This window comes from Congregibacter litoralis KT71, assembly GCF_000153125.2.
Lineage (GTDB): Bacteria > Pseudomonadota > Gammaproteobacteria > Pseudomonadales > Halieaceae > Congregibacter > Congregibacter litoralis.
The window spans coordinates 2,608,566-2,623,080 of record NZ_CM002299.1; the positions used below are offsets into that span (position 1 = coordinate 2,608,566).

General features: G+C 55.0%; 16 protein-coding genes and 1 tRNA gene. 11 read left to right on the plus strand and 6 right to left on the minus strand.

Annotated elements, in window-relative coordinates; genetic code table 11:
• Nucleotides 1-23: 23 nt before the first annotated feature.
• From KT71_RS11925 to KT71_RS11930, 3 genes are read right to left on the minus strand one after another with little or no spacing between them, the layout of a single operon-like run.
• On the minus strand, nucleotides 24-728 hold the full coding sequence (locus KT71_RS11925) for a M56 family metallopeptidase (RefSeq protein ID WP_008295137.1): 705 nt from the start codon (nucleotides 726-728) through the stop codon (nucleotides 24-26).
• Nucleotides 715-1,002 carry a hypothetical protein gene (locus tag KT71_RS20505; RefSeq protein ID WP_023659699.1) on the minus strand — a complete coding sequence of 96 codons (288 nt, stop codon included), beginning with the start codon at nucleotides 1,000-1,002 and terminating at the stop codon, nucleotides 715-717. The genes KT71_RS11925 and KT71_RS20505 overlap by 14 nt, the downstream gene beginning before the upstream one ends.
• Entirely contained in the window at nucleotides 992-1,387 is a 396-nt protein-coding gene (locus KT71_RS11930) for a BlaI/MecI/CopY family transcriptional regulator (protein ID WP_023659700.1), read from the minus strand. Before KT71_RS11930 ends, KT71_RS20505 begins: the two co-directional genes overlap by 11 nt.
• An 804-nt stretch (nucleotides 1,388-2,191) precedes the next feature.
• On the opposite strand from KT71_RS11930, the gene KT71_RS11935 reads away from it, so the two are divergent.
• The 9 genes from KT71_RS11935 (at nucleotide 2,192) to KT71_RS11980 (ending at nucleotide 10,273) form a co-directional block, all read left to right on the plus strand.
• Entirely contained in the window at nucleotides 2,192-3,514 is a 1,323-nt protein-coding gene (locus tag KT71_RS11935; RefSeq protein WP_008295131.1) for a tyrosine-type recombinase/integrase, read from the plus strand.
• On the plus strand, nucleotides 3,511-4,008 hold the full coding sequence (locus tag KT71_RS11940; RefSeq protein WP_023659701.1) for a hypothetical protein: 498 nt from the start codon (nucleotides 3,511-3,513) through the stop codon (nucleotides 4,006-4,008). The genes KT71_RS11935 and KT71_RS11940 overlap by 4 nt, the downstream gene beginning before the upstream one ends.
• 66 nt (nucleotides 4,009-4,074) lie before the next feature.
• On the plus strand, nucleotides 4,075-4,290 hold the full coding sequence (locus tag KT71_RS11945) for a MerR family transcriptional regulator (RefSeq protein ID WP_008295129.1): 216 nt from the start codon (nucleotides 4,075-4,077) through the stop codon (nucleotides 4,288-4,290).
• A 110-nt stretch (nucleotides 4,291-4,400) separates the two neighbouring features.
• Nucleotides 4,401-4,814, plus strand: a complete 414-nt coding sequence (locus KT71_RS11950; RefSeq protein WP_008295128.1) for a hypothetical protein — start codon at nucleotides 4,401-4,403, stop codon at nucleotides 4,812-4,814.
• Nucleotides 4,815-5,070: 256 nt separating this feature from the next.
• Nucleotides 5,071-5,415, plus strand: a complete 345-nt coding sequence (locus tag KT71_RS11955; protein ID WP_008295127.1) for a hypothetical protein — start codon at nucleotides 5,071-5,073, stop codon at nucleotides 5,413-5,415.
• Nucleotides 5,416-5,668: 253 nt separating this feature from the next.
• Nucleotides 5,669-6,816, plus strand: a protein-coding gene (locus KT71_RS11965; protein ID WP_169729177.1) for an IS3-like element ISGpr2 family transposase whose coding sequence is annotated in 2 segments (ribosomal slippage) — nucleotides 5,669-5,906 and nucleotides 5,906-6,816 — 1,149 coding nt in all. Because the reading frame shifts where the segments join, the coding sequence is not laid out codon by codon here.
• 379 nt (nucleotides 6,817-7,195) lie between these two features.
• Nucleotides 7,196-7,741, plus strand: coding sequence for a terminase small subunit (locus tag KT71_RS11970; RefSeq protein ID WP_008295126.1), 546 nt, complete (start codon nucleotides 7,196-7,198; stop codon nucleotides 7,739-7,741).
• Nucleotides 7,731-8,123, plus strand: coding sequence for a hypothetical protein (locus KT71_RS11975; RefSeq protein ID WP_008295125.1), 393 nt, complete (start codon nucleotides 7,731-7,733; stop codon nucleotides 8,121-8,123). Before KT71_RS11970 ends, KT71_RS11975 begins: the two co-directional genes overlap by 11 nt.
• 233 nt (nucleotides 8,124-8,356) lie before the next feature.
• On the plus strand, nucleotides 8,357-10,273 hold the full coding sequence (locus KT71_RS11980; RefSeq protein WP_008295124.1) for a phage major capsid protein: 1,917 nt from the start codon (nucleotides 8,357-8,359) through the stop codon (nucleotides 10,271-10,273).
• Between the two features lie 267 nt (nucleotides 10,274-10,540).
• Here KT71_RS11980 and KT71_RS11985 read toward each other — a convergent pair whose 3' ends face one another.
• The 3 genes from KT71_RS11985 to KT71_RS11995 form a co-directional block, all read right to left on the minus strand.
• A complete protein-coding gene (locus KT71_RS11985; protein WP_008295123.1) occupies nucleotides 10,541-11,299 on the minus strand; it encodes a toll/interleukin-1 receptor domain-containing protein in 759 nt (252 codons plus the stop codon).
• A gap of 2 nt (nucleotides 11,300-11,301) precedes the next feature.
• Complete coding sequence (locus KT71_RS11990) at nucleotides 11,302-11,751, minus strand: hypothetical protein (protein WP_008295122.1); 450 nt, start codon at nucleotides 11,749-11,751, stop codon at nucleotides 11,302-11,304.
• Nucleotides 11,752-11,840: 89 nt separating this feature from the next.
• A tRNA-Ala gene (locus KT71_RS11995) sits at nucleotides 11,841-11,916 on the minus strand.
• A gap of 239 nt (nucleotides 11,917-12,155) precedes the next feature.
• On the opposite strand from KT71_RS11995, the gene KT71_RS12000 reads away from it, so the two are divergent.
• Together KT71_RS12000 and KT71_RS12005 are read left to right on the plus strand one after the other, a co-directional pair.
• Nucleotides 12,156-13,145 carry a prenyltransferase gene (locus tag KT71_RS12000; RefSeq protein WP_008295121.1) on the plus strand — a complete coding sequence of 330 codons (990 nt, stop codon included), beginning with the start codon at nucleotides 12,156-12,158 and terminating at the stop codon, nucleotides 13,143-13,145.
• A gap of 46 nt (nucleotides 13,146-13,191) precedes the next feature.
• The gene (locus tag KT71_RS12005) at nucleotides 13,192-14,502 is read left to right on the plus strand and encodes an APC family permease (RefSeq protein WP_008295120.1); all 1,311 of its coding nucleotides are present in this window, start codon (nucleotides 13,192-13,194) and stop codon (nucleotides 14,500-14,502) included.
• Nucleotides 14,503-14,515 lie beyond the last annotated feature (13 nt).

A 14,515-nucleotide genomic window follows, 5' to 3' on the forward strand; every position in this document is an offset into this window, starting at 1 on the left:
TAGAGCCTGTACTTCACAAAAAATTAATGGGAGAACGCCGCTTCAACCACGTGATGCATGGCGTCCACGCCAACCGTGGAAAACAGCGTGATCACTCCCAGAAAAAATAGACAATAACCCCAGGGCGGCAGTTGGGACCTTTCGGGGAATACGAGGGCCCGGATGCGTAAATCAATATCGTCTGCGGCAAAGTGACTCACCATAGCCGGGTGCAAATTGCCGGCAAAACAGCGCTGTAGTCTGGCGACCTTGACCAGGGTCTGGGCGATATCGAAATTACCGTAGGACGTGCAAACCTGAGCATCAGCCCGTTGTTCACTTGCCAGTGAGAACAGCCGATTCAAACCGCGCGCTACCGGTTTGGGGTAAAGCGACGCGAAAAGCGAGAACAACAGTTTTTTCTGTGTATCTTTATGCCGGATATGCGCTCGCTCGTGATCAAGGATGATCCCCAGTTCCGTTTCTGAAACCTGCTCCATAAGCCCCGTCGTGACATAGCATCTGGGAAGGAAGATCCCCGCACTGAAGGCTGCCGGTGCCTGAGAATCAAGCACTACGACCTCCCGATCGATGTCTCTGTACCCGGATTGGGTGTGCGAGAGCCGCGTGAGAATCTGCAGCGCATTAGTATGGCGAACAGCCGTCAGGCCACTGCGGACCAGTACGTAAACGATGCCCAGGACAAAAAACAACAGAACCGCACTGTGCCAACTGTCAAGATAGAACACATAAGGGTGGTGCCAGTGCGCCAGGCGGCCCAGCCAGATCGCACTTTCTGATCCGGCTAGGGACGGTAAAAAAAAGTAATGCGCAAAGGATGCCTACCAACCATGGCGCGGCCACGAACGACCACAAAACGCCCTGTCGTGCACCGGCCGACAACTGAATGGCGCGGCGAGCCGCAAACGGCGCCAAAGAACACAGCAACAGTGTTGCCGTAAACAAGCCAATAAGCGCGATATTCAGTAAATTCAGAAGAATTGCCGACGTATCAATCAGCATCAGAGTTTTCCTGACTGCGCAGCTGGCGCTGGAGTTGGATCAGCTCTTCCAGTTGGGTCAGTTTTTCGTCGTCCAAATTGACAGAGACGGACGAAAAGGCAGCAATCAGACTGTGCTCACCTTTTCCCAGAAAGTCGCAGGTGACATCCTGAATCAGTCGGGCCATCAACTCATCCCTCCCGAGTCTGGCACGATACTGATAGGCATGCCCGCGCTTCTCACGAGACAGCAGGGCTTTCTTGAACAACCTGTCCAAGGTGCTCTGAATGGTGTTCAGGGTACCGCCCCGACTTTTTGTCAACGCTGAATGGGCCTGTTTGGCATCAGCCTCCGGCACGCTCCACAGATACTGAAGAACCTGCTTCTCTAGATCTCCTAGAATCACACTACAACTTCCAAAATACGACGGTCCAAACCTTAACAGACATTAAAACCGACAGGCAATCGGTTTTAATGTCTGAAGCATTGGCTCCTGAGTGCGGGGTGAGAAACAGCGCCAAGGATGCCAAGCATCGTGCATTAATCCCGCCCGGTGCCTTTGCCGCATAAAGGGCAAGGCCCAGAGTTGCCACAATCAGGTGGCATTATCACCGAACAAGGCACGCATAACTGCCCATCGCTGCTCACGAGTCGTATGCGGCCCCAGTTTCACGGGCTTAGGGATTCGACGGTTCAGGACCAAAGCCCATATCGTGCACCGATGCACGCGGAGGACTCTATTGCGTTCGAGGTCCGTAGTCGATGTCGGGGGAAAGGGGGTGGCGATATTTTGACCTGCCACGCGATGTTGTGGGCTCCGAGTTAGATCGCAGGCCACCATTCCTTGGTGGAACCGCAGCTGTGTGAGCCACCTGACACGAGCGCGTCGCGAGGGTAGACAACTGCTGAGTACCTATCCCGGTACCTATTAAGAACTTAGACAGCGAGACCAGATCAGAATCAAGCTATAAGCTATTGATTTTATTGGTGGAGCCAGGCGGGATCGAACCGCCGACCTCAACACTGCCAGAACTAAAAAGAGGGCTTTTCCAGTTGTTACATACGCATACTAATCGCGTAAAAACCATTGTATTTATAGTTTCAAACGCTTACCTTTGGTGTTGAGGTCAGGCTCCGAGTTTCACTTAGTTGGTTACATAGTGGTTACACGGTGTGGATTCTCGATCTAAACACTACGGGAGTTCGCGTTATGGCAAAGAGCAAATCGGCACTATCCAAGCGTGTGCTGTCGGCTTGGACGCCCACCCCCAAAGATCCATACCTCTGGGATGGCCACCTCCATGGCTTTGGCGTTCGTCGCAATTCAAACGGCACCACGACCGCCCTACTTGGCTACCGAAACAAGTACGGCCAGCGCCGACGCTACAAAGTAGGGAGAATCACCGACACCTACACCATCACTCAAGCCCGCGACGACGCGGACGATCTGCTGACAGACATCGGACGCGGTGCGGATCCATTGGGAGAAAAGCAGAGCACCCGCAACGCTTTAAACATAGACCAGTTGCTCGACGCTTATCTCGAATCGGCAAAGTTTGCGGGCAAGGCAGAAAGCACCCAGTACATGGACAAGAGCAGGATTAAGCGCCACCTGCGCCCCCTCCTGGGCCCCGTCAAAGTTGAACAGCTATCCCGCGATAAGGTCCGGCGCCTGTTTAGCGACATACGCGATGGCAAGACGGCCACAGTCGAAAAAACCAGCAAAAAGCGAGGCAAGGCCAGAGTGACCGGCGGCGAGTCCGTTGCTCGCTCATCCGTAAAACTACTGTCTGCAATATTCACCTGGGCCATTGAAGAGGGACTGGCGACCGAGAACCCATGCAAGGGCGTAAACGTCGGGCAGAGCGGCGTCCGGGAAGCCATTTTAGAGACTCCCGAACAGTACAAAAGCCTTTTCGATGCTCTCGACCGGATGCAGGTGAGTAACATTGATCCGGATGATCCCGGTGAGGTGACCCCGATCCCCGACGCTGCAGCAAACGCGATCCGCGTTCTAGCCTTTACAGGAGCTCGCAAGAGCGAGATAACCGAAGCTCGCTGGTCGTGGGTCAACATTGACGCCGGGACGCTCACAGTGCCGCCCAAGAGCCACAAGAGCGGCCACATCACGGGAAAGCCAAAGGTAATCCCGCTGCCCTCTCCGGCGCGGGCAGTCATTGAATCGTTAACCAGGCACGGAGAAGATGACTTTGTGTTCCCTGCAACTCGCGGTGGTGGCGGTATATCACTGCCTTCGAAGATGTGGATCCAGATCCGCAAAGAGGCCGGTCTCCCTGATGGCATAACGAATCACAGCCTGAGACACAGCCTGGGCACCATCATGGCGGTGCAGGGGGCAGAAGCTGCGCAGATCATGGCCGCGTTGGGACATAGCCAACTTTCAACCACACAGCGATACATTCACATCGCCCGGGATGCCCGCGCTGCCATGGTAGAGAAATACACGGCAGGGATTGCCGCCGCGATCTCGCCGACGGCAGAGGTGGTCGATATCAAAAAGGCCCGCAAGTGAATGCACCGCAACGAGTGCTCACCCAAGCGCGCATGCTTTGCGATGACGCACTCTTTGTTCACCGCGTTGCAGTTGCGTCCATGCGATACCGTGATGATCGTACTGAGCTATTGAAGCTGCCGCAGACGCGGGAAGGGTTAAAAGCGCCACATATCCGTATGATCGACGCCTCCAGAGCGTATCGCGAGACAATGAGAGAATGCGGTGTACCTGAAGACTCCAAAGACATGCAGGGAGCGCTTGCGCGCATTCAGGTGTGTAAAACCGCATTGAGAGACATTGATTCTATGGAGGCACGGCTCGACAAGAACGTCGAATTGGAATCGCTCTGCCACAGACTTATCGTGCTGTTTGACAAGTACGGCGTCAAAGATAGAAAGATGAAAGGATTTTTGTGCACGGTAATCCAGGACATCTCCCCACCGGGAGAGGATGCGCCTAGCACAAGTGCAATAGAAAAGGCCGTATCTAACGCCAAAAAAGCGAGAGCCTAAGTTACGTCACTGGATCCCCGCTAAGCCTTACTGTTCGTTTCACCTACTTGATACCGAGGTGAAGCAATGGAAATACAAACCAAGCAATATTTAACCCGAGCCGAAGCCGCCGACTATCTCACCGATTGCGGCTACCCCACCGGCAAAGGAACTCTTCAGAAAATCGCAAGCACCGGTGGTGGTCCCCGCTACCGAATCTTTGGCAGTCGAGCCCTTTACACCCCAGACGATCTTTTGCGCTGGGCAGAGGATCGCTGCAGCGAAGTAAAAGCAAGCGCATAAAAAACGGCGCATCGTTTCCGACACACCGTTTTTCACTCTAATCCCCAGCCAGGAATAAGAGCTATGAGTATAGCAACTAAAGCTATTTGCGGGGCATATCGAGATGCCCTATGAGACAAAAACCCAACAGCAAGGGCATGCACAGCAACGGCAGGAAGGCCGGTGGTGGCACGTTCACAAAGGTGCTGCACACGATATTGGACCACCCCGACTACCTCGCGTTAAGTACTTCAGCCAGGGCGTTCCTGTGGGACATGACACGGCAGCTAAAGCCGTACGGCGAGAACAACGGCAACATAGCCGCCTCCGAAGGCGTGATGAAGAAGTTTGGATACTCCCGCTTTCAGTGCTGCCGGCTTCGCAAAGAGCTGGAAACCTACAAGTGGATCGAAGTCACACGCTACCCGAGAGCGAAGCGAGATCCACTCTTATATCGCTTCACCTGGCTACCTACTGGCGACTGGAAGGGCGCGCCCAACTTGGATGCAGGAGCGCACGAGCAGAAAGTAAAAAAACTCACCTAATTCAATTTCCTATGTTGCATATACGCAACTACGTGTTGCGCACAGCAAACGCGAACGCACTAATTCTGAGGTTTTCAGCACCACCGCGTTTGCTCAGCGCAACTGTAGAGACTCTTTTTCGACGTTTTGTGTTGCACAGACTTAGCACCTCTTTAGATCTACCAAGGGTCTTAACTCTTTGTCTTTTGATTTCAATCTTTAGATCCCCTTACAGCAATCAGGCCATGAGGAACATTGAACAACCAGGAGAGCAATCATGATTCCAGTAACGCACCGCAACATATCTGCAGCTCTGGTAACGGGCTTCGGTAAGACACAGGACGGCAGAGACCGATTGATTACTGAGCATTTAGGAAGCGTTCTTGCTTTCGACCCTGAGACTCACACAGTCGCTACTGTTGGCCTCACAGTCCAAATGGCTCAGAAGCTGGATAACTTCTACATCAACGAGGGCTCTGGATTTTACCCAAAGTGGGCAGGCTTCAAGCGTATGCAGAAGTCACAGCTCGTTGAGAGTTATCGCGAATACCTAGACAAGCTGTCGGAGCAACAAAAGGCTCATGGTCACTTCATAGGTCTGGACAATGAGGTAGTGCGATGAACGTGGGCGACTTGGTTTATCGAAGCGTGAAGAGCTTTACCGAATCTGGACTAATCGAAGTGATTCAGATCGAGCGTCGAGAAGTCTTATCAATCGGTGCATCGCTGGTGTCCATGGGTGCGCACGCATGCGCTGAATTCCCCTTGCACACAGTGCCCGATCCAATCGTCTGGACATATACCCCTGGTGGTGAATCGCCACCAGTTTGCTAGACACCTTTCAGCCATACAAAATGGCTATCAGAGAGGTGTTTATGAGCAACAAGCGTTACCCCGAAGAATTCAAGAGAGAAGCCGTTCGCCAGATCACGGATCGCGGCTACAGCGTGGCGGACGTGGCCAGTCGGCTGGGCGTGACGACGCACAGTCTGTATGCCTGGGTGAAGAAGTACGGGCCGGCTGCTGAGCAACATCGAGTGGAGGCTGATGATCAGGCCGAGATTCGTCGGCTACAAAAAGAGCTTAAGCGTGTCACGGAGGAGCGTGACATTCTAAAAAAAGCCGCGGCGTACTTCGCGAGCCAATCCGAGTGAGGTACGCTTTTATTCAATCCCATCGCCACCAGTTGCCGGTGCGGCATCTGTGTTCTTTGCTTAACGTTCACCCCAGCGGTTTCTATGCGTGGCGTCGACAGCCGCTATCGGCTCGCGGTTGTGAGGACAAGCGGCTCTCTGGCCTGATCAAGCAGTTCTGGCTCGAGTCCGGTGCTGTGTATGGCTATCGGAAGATCCATCGTGATTTGCATGAAATAGGCGAGTGTTGCGGCCCCAACCGTGTCCACCGTCTCATGAAAGACGCTGGAATCAGGGCGCAGGTTGGATATCGCAAGCCACGGCATAAGGTTGGCAAAGCGCATGATGTGACGCCTAACGTACTGCAGAGACAGTTTAATCCGGCTGCGCCGAACGAGCGATGGGCGACCGACATCACCCATATTCGGACCCACGAAGGCTGGTTGTACCTGGCCGTGGTCATCGACTTATTCTCGCGCCGGGTGATTGGCTGGTCGATGCAATCACGGATCACGAGCGATCTGGTTCTAGATGCCTTGTTGATGTCGGTGTGGCGTCGCAAGCCGGTGAGCAAGGTACTTGTTCATTCGGACCAGGGCAGTCAATACACAAGCTATGACTGGAGCGCGTTTCTACGCGCAAACGGCCTTGAGGGCAGTATGAGCAGACGCGGCAACTGCCATGACAACGCAGTCGCTGAAAGCTTCTTCCAGCTACTGAAACGCGAGCGCGTGAAGCGCAAGATATATCCGACCCGGCAGGATGCCCGGGCCGATATCTTTGACTATATCGAGATGTTCTACAACGTCAGACGCCGGCATGGCTCGAACAGCCTGCTGTCACCTGTAGACTACGAACAGCATCACGAAAAACAGCTGGAAAGTGTCTAGAGAACTGGTGGCGATTCATGGTGACACGACTGCTTTGTCAGCTGGTGACGTGGGTGCTGGCCGGTTATGGGATACGGCTCTGCCTGAGCTGCCAGAGTCAGAAGTGATTGACGATGCTCAAGTAGCAGCAGACCACCTGACATGGACTAGCTATAAGTTCACTGCCAAGGAACTTTGTCGTCCTCAGCCTAGAATTACAGAGGCACAACGGCGGCTGTTTTTGATTCATGAATACCGGCAAGGACTTCTCGCACTGTGAGCTGCGCGCACCCAGCCCCCCTTTGTAGGTGCTTGCTGCCCCCCTGCATATACGGTTGGCGGGACCGGCGAGTTCTCACTATTTTCGACACGGCCCAACGAAGCGTTAACAGTAATAAACATGGCTAAGTCCCCCCCAGACGAGTTCGTGACCAGCACCCAGGCTGCCGCGTTTCTTGATGTCACGAAATCACGGTTTTTTAACTGTGGCGTTAAGCCGGCGGCAAAGATCGGGAGACAGAACTACTACTGCCCCCGGGAGCTCAGGCTCAAGGCTCTAGAGTTGGCGTCACGGCGCGTTACCTCTGATGCGCCGGACAAAGCTGAAGTGTCCGAGGCACGGCACCGGTTTGAGATCGATCGAGCGCGAAAGATAAAGGCCGAGGCTGACGCAATCGAGATGAAAAACGAGGTCCGGCGAAACAATCTGATTCCCTTGCGATTTATGGAAATTTTGCTGAGTGGAGTGGCGACAGATTTTCGACAGTTTTTAGATCAGATCCCCTACGTCCTTAGAGGCGAGGGTGTACCTGGCCCAAAGGTAGACAAGGTGTCCGCGCAGATCGAAACACAGAACGCTTCATTGCATGCGGATCTCACCAGTCGAGACCGCATCCTCGAGGCCATCACTGAATGGAAAATGACGGGAGAAGATAATGACGGATGACATTTTCGGGATTCAACTGCACGACGAAATCGACTTTTACCTCGCGTATCTGCACCTGACAAACCTGGCGGAATCAGCGGAGACAAATCGCAGCCTATCCCCGGTCGACCGACAGACCGTGAAATTGGTGGTGGAGACCGTCCGTGAGCGGATCCAGGAGGCCACAGACGTGCTTTGGCTAAAACCTGAAGCCATTGCGCGAATCTGTCAGCGCGAAGGCATCGTGCCTCCCAAGCAAATTGCCGTTAGTGATGAGCAGCGCGAAACCCTGAACAAACGAGCGCTGAAAATTTCTTACCTCATGCGCCCCGAGGTTGTAGAAAAACACCGGCGGAACCTAGAGCAAACCCGGGTGGATTTGCTGCAACCACCCATCCACTGAATAAGCCAACAAATATCGATGTTAGGTGTTGCGTGGGAAAAGTGCGCAGTGCTAGATTACTCCTAAGCGCTGGCTAATTCCCGGCGCGGTCCTACCCACAGCCGCGGCTAGATAACATCAACCCGCTAAGTGCCCTGATTCGGCAGGCATGTGACGGACGTTAGGAGCGAGTTCTATAACCCGTTTCGACGTTTGCGCATGCGATCTTCGTCGAAACCCCATGAGGGCACTTTATGACCCCCGAGTTTAAAAACTGGCGTGAGCGTTTTTTAAAACGCTATGCGCAATTCGAACCCCGCGCCGACGATACCGACACGAAAATCATCTACCGCTATGCGGAATTTGAAACTGACCGTATCCAACGCGCTTCCGATGACCAGCAAACCGTGCACGCGATTTTAAGCACGGAGACACCAGTGCAACGCAGGCATTACCGCGAAGTACTCCAACACACCGCTGAAGCTGTCGATCTGTCCAGAGCAGAAAATGGCGGTGGATTCCCACTGCTATGGGCTCACAAGCAAGACGACCAGATTGGCATCGCGGAAAACGTGAGTGTTCACGGTGGTGCGCTTCGCGCCCGACTGAGATTTTCAAAGTCAGCGCGAGGGCAAGAGATCTGGCGTGATGTGAAAGCCGGAATTCTCAAAGGTGTCAGCATCGGCGCTGAAATTGTCGAGCGGAGCTTTTCTGAAGACCGCGACGACCCCACGTCTACGGTTACCCGTTGGATGCCGTTTGAATGCTCACTCGTTGCAATTCCTGCAGACATTAACGCGAAGATTGGCCGCGCAATGGACCTGGGACTGATTGACGATAAGCCCGACGACATTCGTCTTATGGACGCTCAACGAACGATGCTGCGCAACTACGACATGCTGCTTTGGGTAGCTGAAGATGGCGAAGATTCCGTTGAATCAACAGCTCCCGCTTTCGCAACGTTTGAGCAACGAATGATGGCCGCCCGGTCCGTCTCCGACATCGAGGGCTTAAACACAGAGCTCGATGCTCTCGGTGACCTGGTAGACGACGCCAACAGCGACGGCGAAATAAGCACCGTTCGCTCTGAAACTACCGGTACAGATCAAGGCCACTGGCATCGCCCCAACTTTTTATCAAAGAGTAAAATTATGAAACCTGCTGAATTTTCTTTATGCCGTGCGCTCGCCGCACAAATCGATAACAAGGTAGCCCGAGCGGCAAGCCGTGACCTAGACGCACTCGACGCATACGGCGAAAGCGTCGGGGCAAAACGCGACGCAAGAGGGACACTGGTTCCCGAGGCCCTGATTTTTCGGGCCCTGGATAAGGCTACCGAAGGCACCGATTTGATCGGAATGTCTCACCGCCCCGATCTGTTCATTGAAGCCCTAAGAAGCCGGTTGGTGACGGGCGTTATGGGCGCCACTATCTTGCAAGGTCTCACCAGCGACATACAGATCCCTCGCAAAACCGCGGATTCTGTGGCCGGGTGGATAGCTGGCGACGGTAGCGATGCCGTCAGCCAAAGCACACCGACCTTTGACAAAATCACAATGCGCTCGAAAACCGTCGGGGCCCAGTGCGTCATCAGCCGCAAAATGCTGATTCAGGCCGAACCAGCGTCTGAGCTGGTGGTACGAGACACCTTGAGCCACGCAGTCGCACAAGCGCTTGATGTGGCGGCACTTGCCGGCAGCGGTACAGGCAATAGCCCTCGGGGAATCCTGAACACTGCAAACATCGGATCCGAAACGTACGCGAATGGCGGCGAGCCTGGATTTGTCGAGATTGTGGCGATGGAGGGCGCTCTCATGGCTGCCAACAGCGACATGGGGAATCTGGGTTATGTATCAAACGGCGTGATTGCCTCTCAGCTCAAAAGAACCGACATCGGTACCGATACCGGCCGCATGGTGTGGACATCCAACGGAGAAGCCCAGGGCATCCTTAACGGGTATCGAGCGATGGTCTCCAACAACGTGCCCGCGGGGAATGTGATCTTTGCGAACTGGTCCGATCTCGTCATCGGCATGTGGTCAGGTGTCGACCTGGTGGTGGATCAAACCACGCGAGCGGCATATGGCGACGTGATCATCACGGCCATGATGGATTGCGACATAGCCGTCCGCCACCCGGAGTCATTTGTGAAGTTGTCCGAAGCAGCATAAACGCTGTCCCATGAGCGTGAGTGGTTGGGCATGGGCCGGATCTTGCTTCCGTTTGGCACCAACCACAGGGCGCAGGTGAAGCCGCGAAACTTCGCTTGCAAGCCCCCGCCCCCGCCAGATCTCTGCCTGGCGGCACCGGGGCTACTTTCTGAGCGCTCGGGGTGCTAATTGCCTGGCTTACCCGAGCTGCGCACTCGCTCAGCGTCCGCCCTCCGTTAGACGGTATGAGTGCGCCCTTCACTTCAGAGAGCAAGTAGCCGTAAAGAATTACAAATCGACAATTCCATGCTCAAAAATATACTTCCGACCCTCATCTGTGATGCCGATATAAGAGCTATCCGACCGGAAAACCAAATCGCGATCAATCGCGAGTTCTAGGTAATGATCAAACTTCAATTGATGCATGCCCGACTCTTCGACGAGCCTTGAGTACAGTTTCACGCTATATCCATAGCTTGCAAAAGAGGCTGCGACTGAAGTCATCAATGCCTTCAATCCATCCGAAGTTCGATCCGGCCGGCCCGCCCCCATGCGCGCAAGAGGCTGCGACCCAATTTCAGGTTTCTCAAAAAGCGCGGTGCCCGTGAGCGACCTCAGAAGTTCATCGAAGCTCGCCTCGACGCCATCGGAATTGCTGAAGTCAACGTAAAATTTACTTGCCAAGAAAATGGGAGTTGAGCTCCCTTCCCCGTGTTTGCAAATAACCGGAATGAACTTTTTGTTGTCGATACTCCGCATCAAATCTGCGGTCACAATCATTCGCTCATACCCGACGCCGCCTTCGCCCGCATTCGCTTTCTCAACGTATCTGGGGGTGCAAACCATTAGGACAAAATCGCTCTCGCGTAGGTTTTGCTCCATGAACCGCGGAACATCGGCACCAGGAACTAGATCCCATTGATCTAAGATCGCGTCAATTCCACGCCCGCGAAGGGTAGTCGCAAAATCCAACACCCATTGCTTGTGATCAGCTGAGTCATGGGAATACGAAATGAATACTTTAGGGGGTACCTTTGGAACTGCCATAGTTATTGCCAATACTCCGTCACTAACTCATTGAACTCGATACCGTCCGCGTTCACGAAGGAAACTCGCGCTCGAAACACGCGATTGGGATTCCCGAGCGCTTTTGACACCGGGAATCTCACGACTTGTCCAGGTCGCAGAGTCATCGGTGATAATGAATCGAGCCACGTCTGGGCTACAGGACCATCTTCCAGCACTTCAAAGACAACCTTATCTGCCACCACCTCTCCGTCATTGGTGACAACGAAAGCACCAGACCCATCGCCCAAAAGAGCGCAAGAAAGCACCGGTCGGGAGCGAGCGAGTTTCTCTTCAGCGAGATCGAGTAATTGCTGCCTCGCCAATGCGGCAGCAGGGCCTGATCGCCTGAACGCTAGAAACGAGATCAGTAGCGCGAGCGTGGACGCTGCGAGAGTAGTGGCTTCAAAGTAGGAAAGTTCGGTGGTTAACACCCGGCTAGCCCCTGGTTACATAGTGGTTACACGGGGTAAATCTGGCGGGACGTGGGCTCAATAGTTTCGCCCTAAGTGCTTGATTTTATTGGTGGAGCCAGGCGGGATCGAACCGCCGACCTCAACACTGCCAGTGTTGCGCTCTCCCAGCTGAGCTATGGCCCCATAGAGGAGGCGCGAGTCTAATAGGGGTCGACGGTAATTTCAAGCGACCGCCGTCTAATTTTGTACTTTCGCTAAACCCCCTGCCCTTGGCGCAAAACCGCCCCGCGAGCCCAAGGGTGCTGCTAAAATCCCGACGGCTCAAATAGCAAGCCAGCACCGTCTCACCCCACGACTGCCGGCTACAGTGTGAGCAATGTATCGCTGTTACAAAAGCTGTTTCACAAAAGGAATCTCCGGCCATGAACCAAACACCGACCTGGTGGCAGGCTCTGACCACCGTGCCCCGTTTGAATCCCGGTCAGTGGCAAACCCTCGCCCTACCCGTGCGCTGGCTCCTTGCCGTTCGCTCCTCGGTACTGTTCATGACCCTCATGTCGGCAACGCTCGGTGGGCTATTGGCCTGGCGCGAGGGTGCGGGGGACTTGGGGCTCTGGCTTCTTTGCATGCTGGGACTGATGCTGGCCCACGCGACGAACAACCTTCTTAATGACCTCACGGACTCCGCTCGCGGCGTTGATTCAGGCAACTACTACCGCAATCAGTACGGTATTCACGTGCTTGAAGACGGCCTGATGAGCCGCAGGCAGTTTTATGCTTACGTTGCTATCACCGGCGGTGCTGCCCTGCTTGTAGGTGCTTATCTAATTGCTGTTCGCGGCGGTCTCACCCTGCCCCTGATGGCAGCCGGGGCCTTTTTTGTACTGTTCTATACCTGGCCTCTCAAGTACATCGGTCTCGGAGAGCCCGCCGTGCTCCTGGTTTGGGGGCCCTTAATGGTCGGCGGTAGCTACTACGTTACCACTGGAGAATGGAGTCATGCCGCCGCCTGGCTGGGCCTGTTGTACGGCATAGGTCCCACCACCGTATTGTTTGGCAAGCACATCGACAAAATGGAAATGGACCGTGCCAAGGGCGTGCGCACCCTGCCCGTACTCCTCGGTCAGAAAAACGCCCGCCGTGCCACCCAGCTACTGCTGATCTCTCAATATCTCGGCTGCGCGGCACTTATCGTCAGCGGGAAAGAGCACTGGATTCTGGCCATCGTGCTCCTGAGTGTGCCGGCGCTCCTGCGCGCGCTCAAGGCCTTGGAACAGGCCAAACCCGAAGTGCGACCGGAGCGCTATCCGAAGCAGATCTGGCCCCTGTGGTTCTCCGCTCAGGCCTTCGGACATACGCGACAATTCACGAGCCTGTTTATGGTCGCGCTACTGATCGCTGTATGGCTTTGAATCAACAACACGTTGCACGATCTTTGCTTTCACGGAACAATGCCCCGTGACCCGTTTTCGCCCCTCCGTAGCTGCCGCCATCGTCATTGCCAACATGATTGGCACCGGCGTCTTCACCAGTCTCGGATTTCAGTTGGTGGAAATTCAGTCCGCCCCGGTGCTCCTCTCCCTTTGGGCCGTGGGGGGGTTGGCGGCTCTGTGCGGCGCCCTGTCCTACGCGGAACTCGGCGCTGCCCTGCCCCGCTCCGGTGGGGAATACAACTTCCTCAGCGAAATTTATCATCCCAGCGCGGGGTTCATCTCTGGCTGGGTTTCTGCAACGGTGGGCTTCGCGGCGCCCACGGCACTGGCGGCCATGACCTTCGGAAGTTATCTGTCTGCGGTATTTCCACAACTTTCGGGCATTTGGCTCGCCACGGGACTTATCGTTGTGCTGGCCGTGGCCCACAGCCGCAGCCATAAAAGCTCCGGCAGTACCCAAAGCCTGTTCACGATTCTCAAGATTCTTCTGATTATTGGCTTCGCGGGCCTAGCCCTGCTGTTTAACGACTCGGGACAGGCAACGCGTTTTTTACCTGCGGAAGGGGACGGCGCATTGTTGTTTTCCGGCGCCTTTGCCGTGTCCCTGATCTACGTCAACTACGCTTACTCCGGCTGGAATGCTGCCACCTACATCACCGGCGAACTGGAGCACCCGCAGCGCTCGCTTCCCCTGGTGCTCATCGCGAGCACCTCCTTGGTGTGTCTGTCCTATCTGCTCCTGAACTACGTGTTCCTCGCCGTGGCCCCCATGGACGCCATGGTCGGTAAAGTCGAAGTGGGTTACGTTGCCGCGAGCTATGCTTTCGGCGACGCAGGGGCCACCATCATGGGCGTGCTTCTGGCCCTGCTTTTGGTATCTACCGTAAGCGCAATGATTCTTGCGGGTCCGCGGGTGCTTCATCGCATCGGCGAGGACTTCCCCCTGTTTGCCGTGCTGGGCAGAGTGAACAAAGACGGCATACCCGCCACGGCCGTGCTGGTCCAGGCTACCGTGGCCCTGGCATTCCTGTGGTCCTCCTCTTTCGATCGCATACTCGTGTTCTCTGGCGCCACCATGGCGCTCAATACGTTCTTTACCGTGCTGGGGGTGTTTGTGCTGCGCTGGAAACAGCCTGATCTACCGCGACCCTTCCGCACCTGGCTTTACCCCCTTCCGCCGATTATCTTTCTGCTGATTACGGGCTGGACCCTGCTATACATTGTGTTGCAACGCCCCATTGAAGCCATGATATGCATGGGAATTGTGGTCTCCGGCGCGATTTTTTATGTCGTCAGCCAGCGTCTGGGCGCGCGACTTGCGGCGAGCAAGACCTGATGCCTTGCACGCC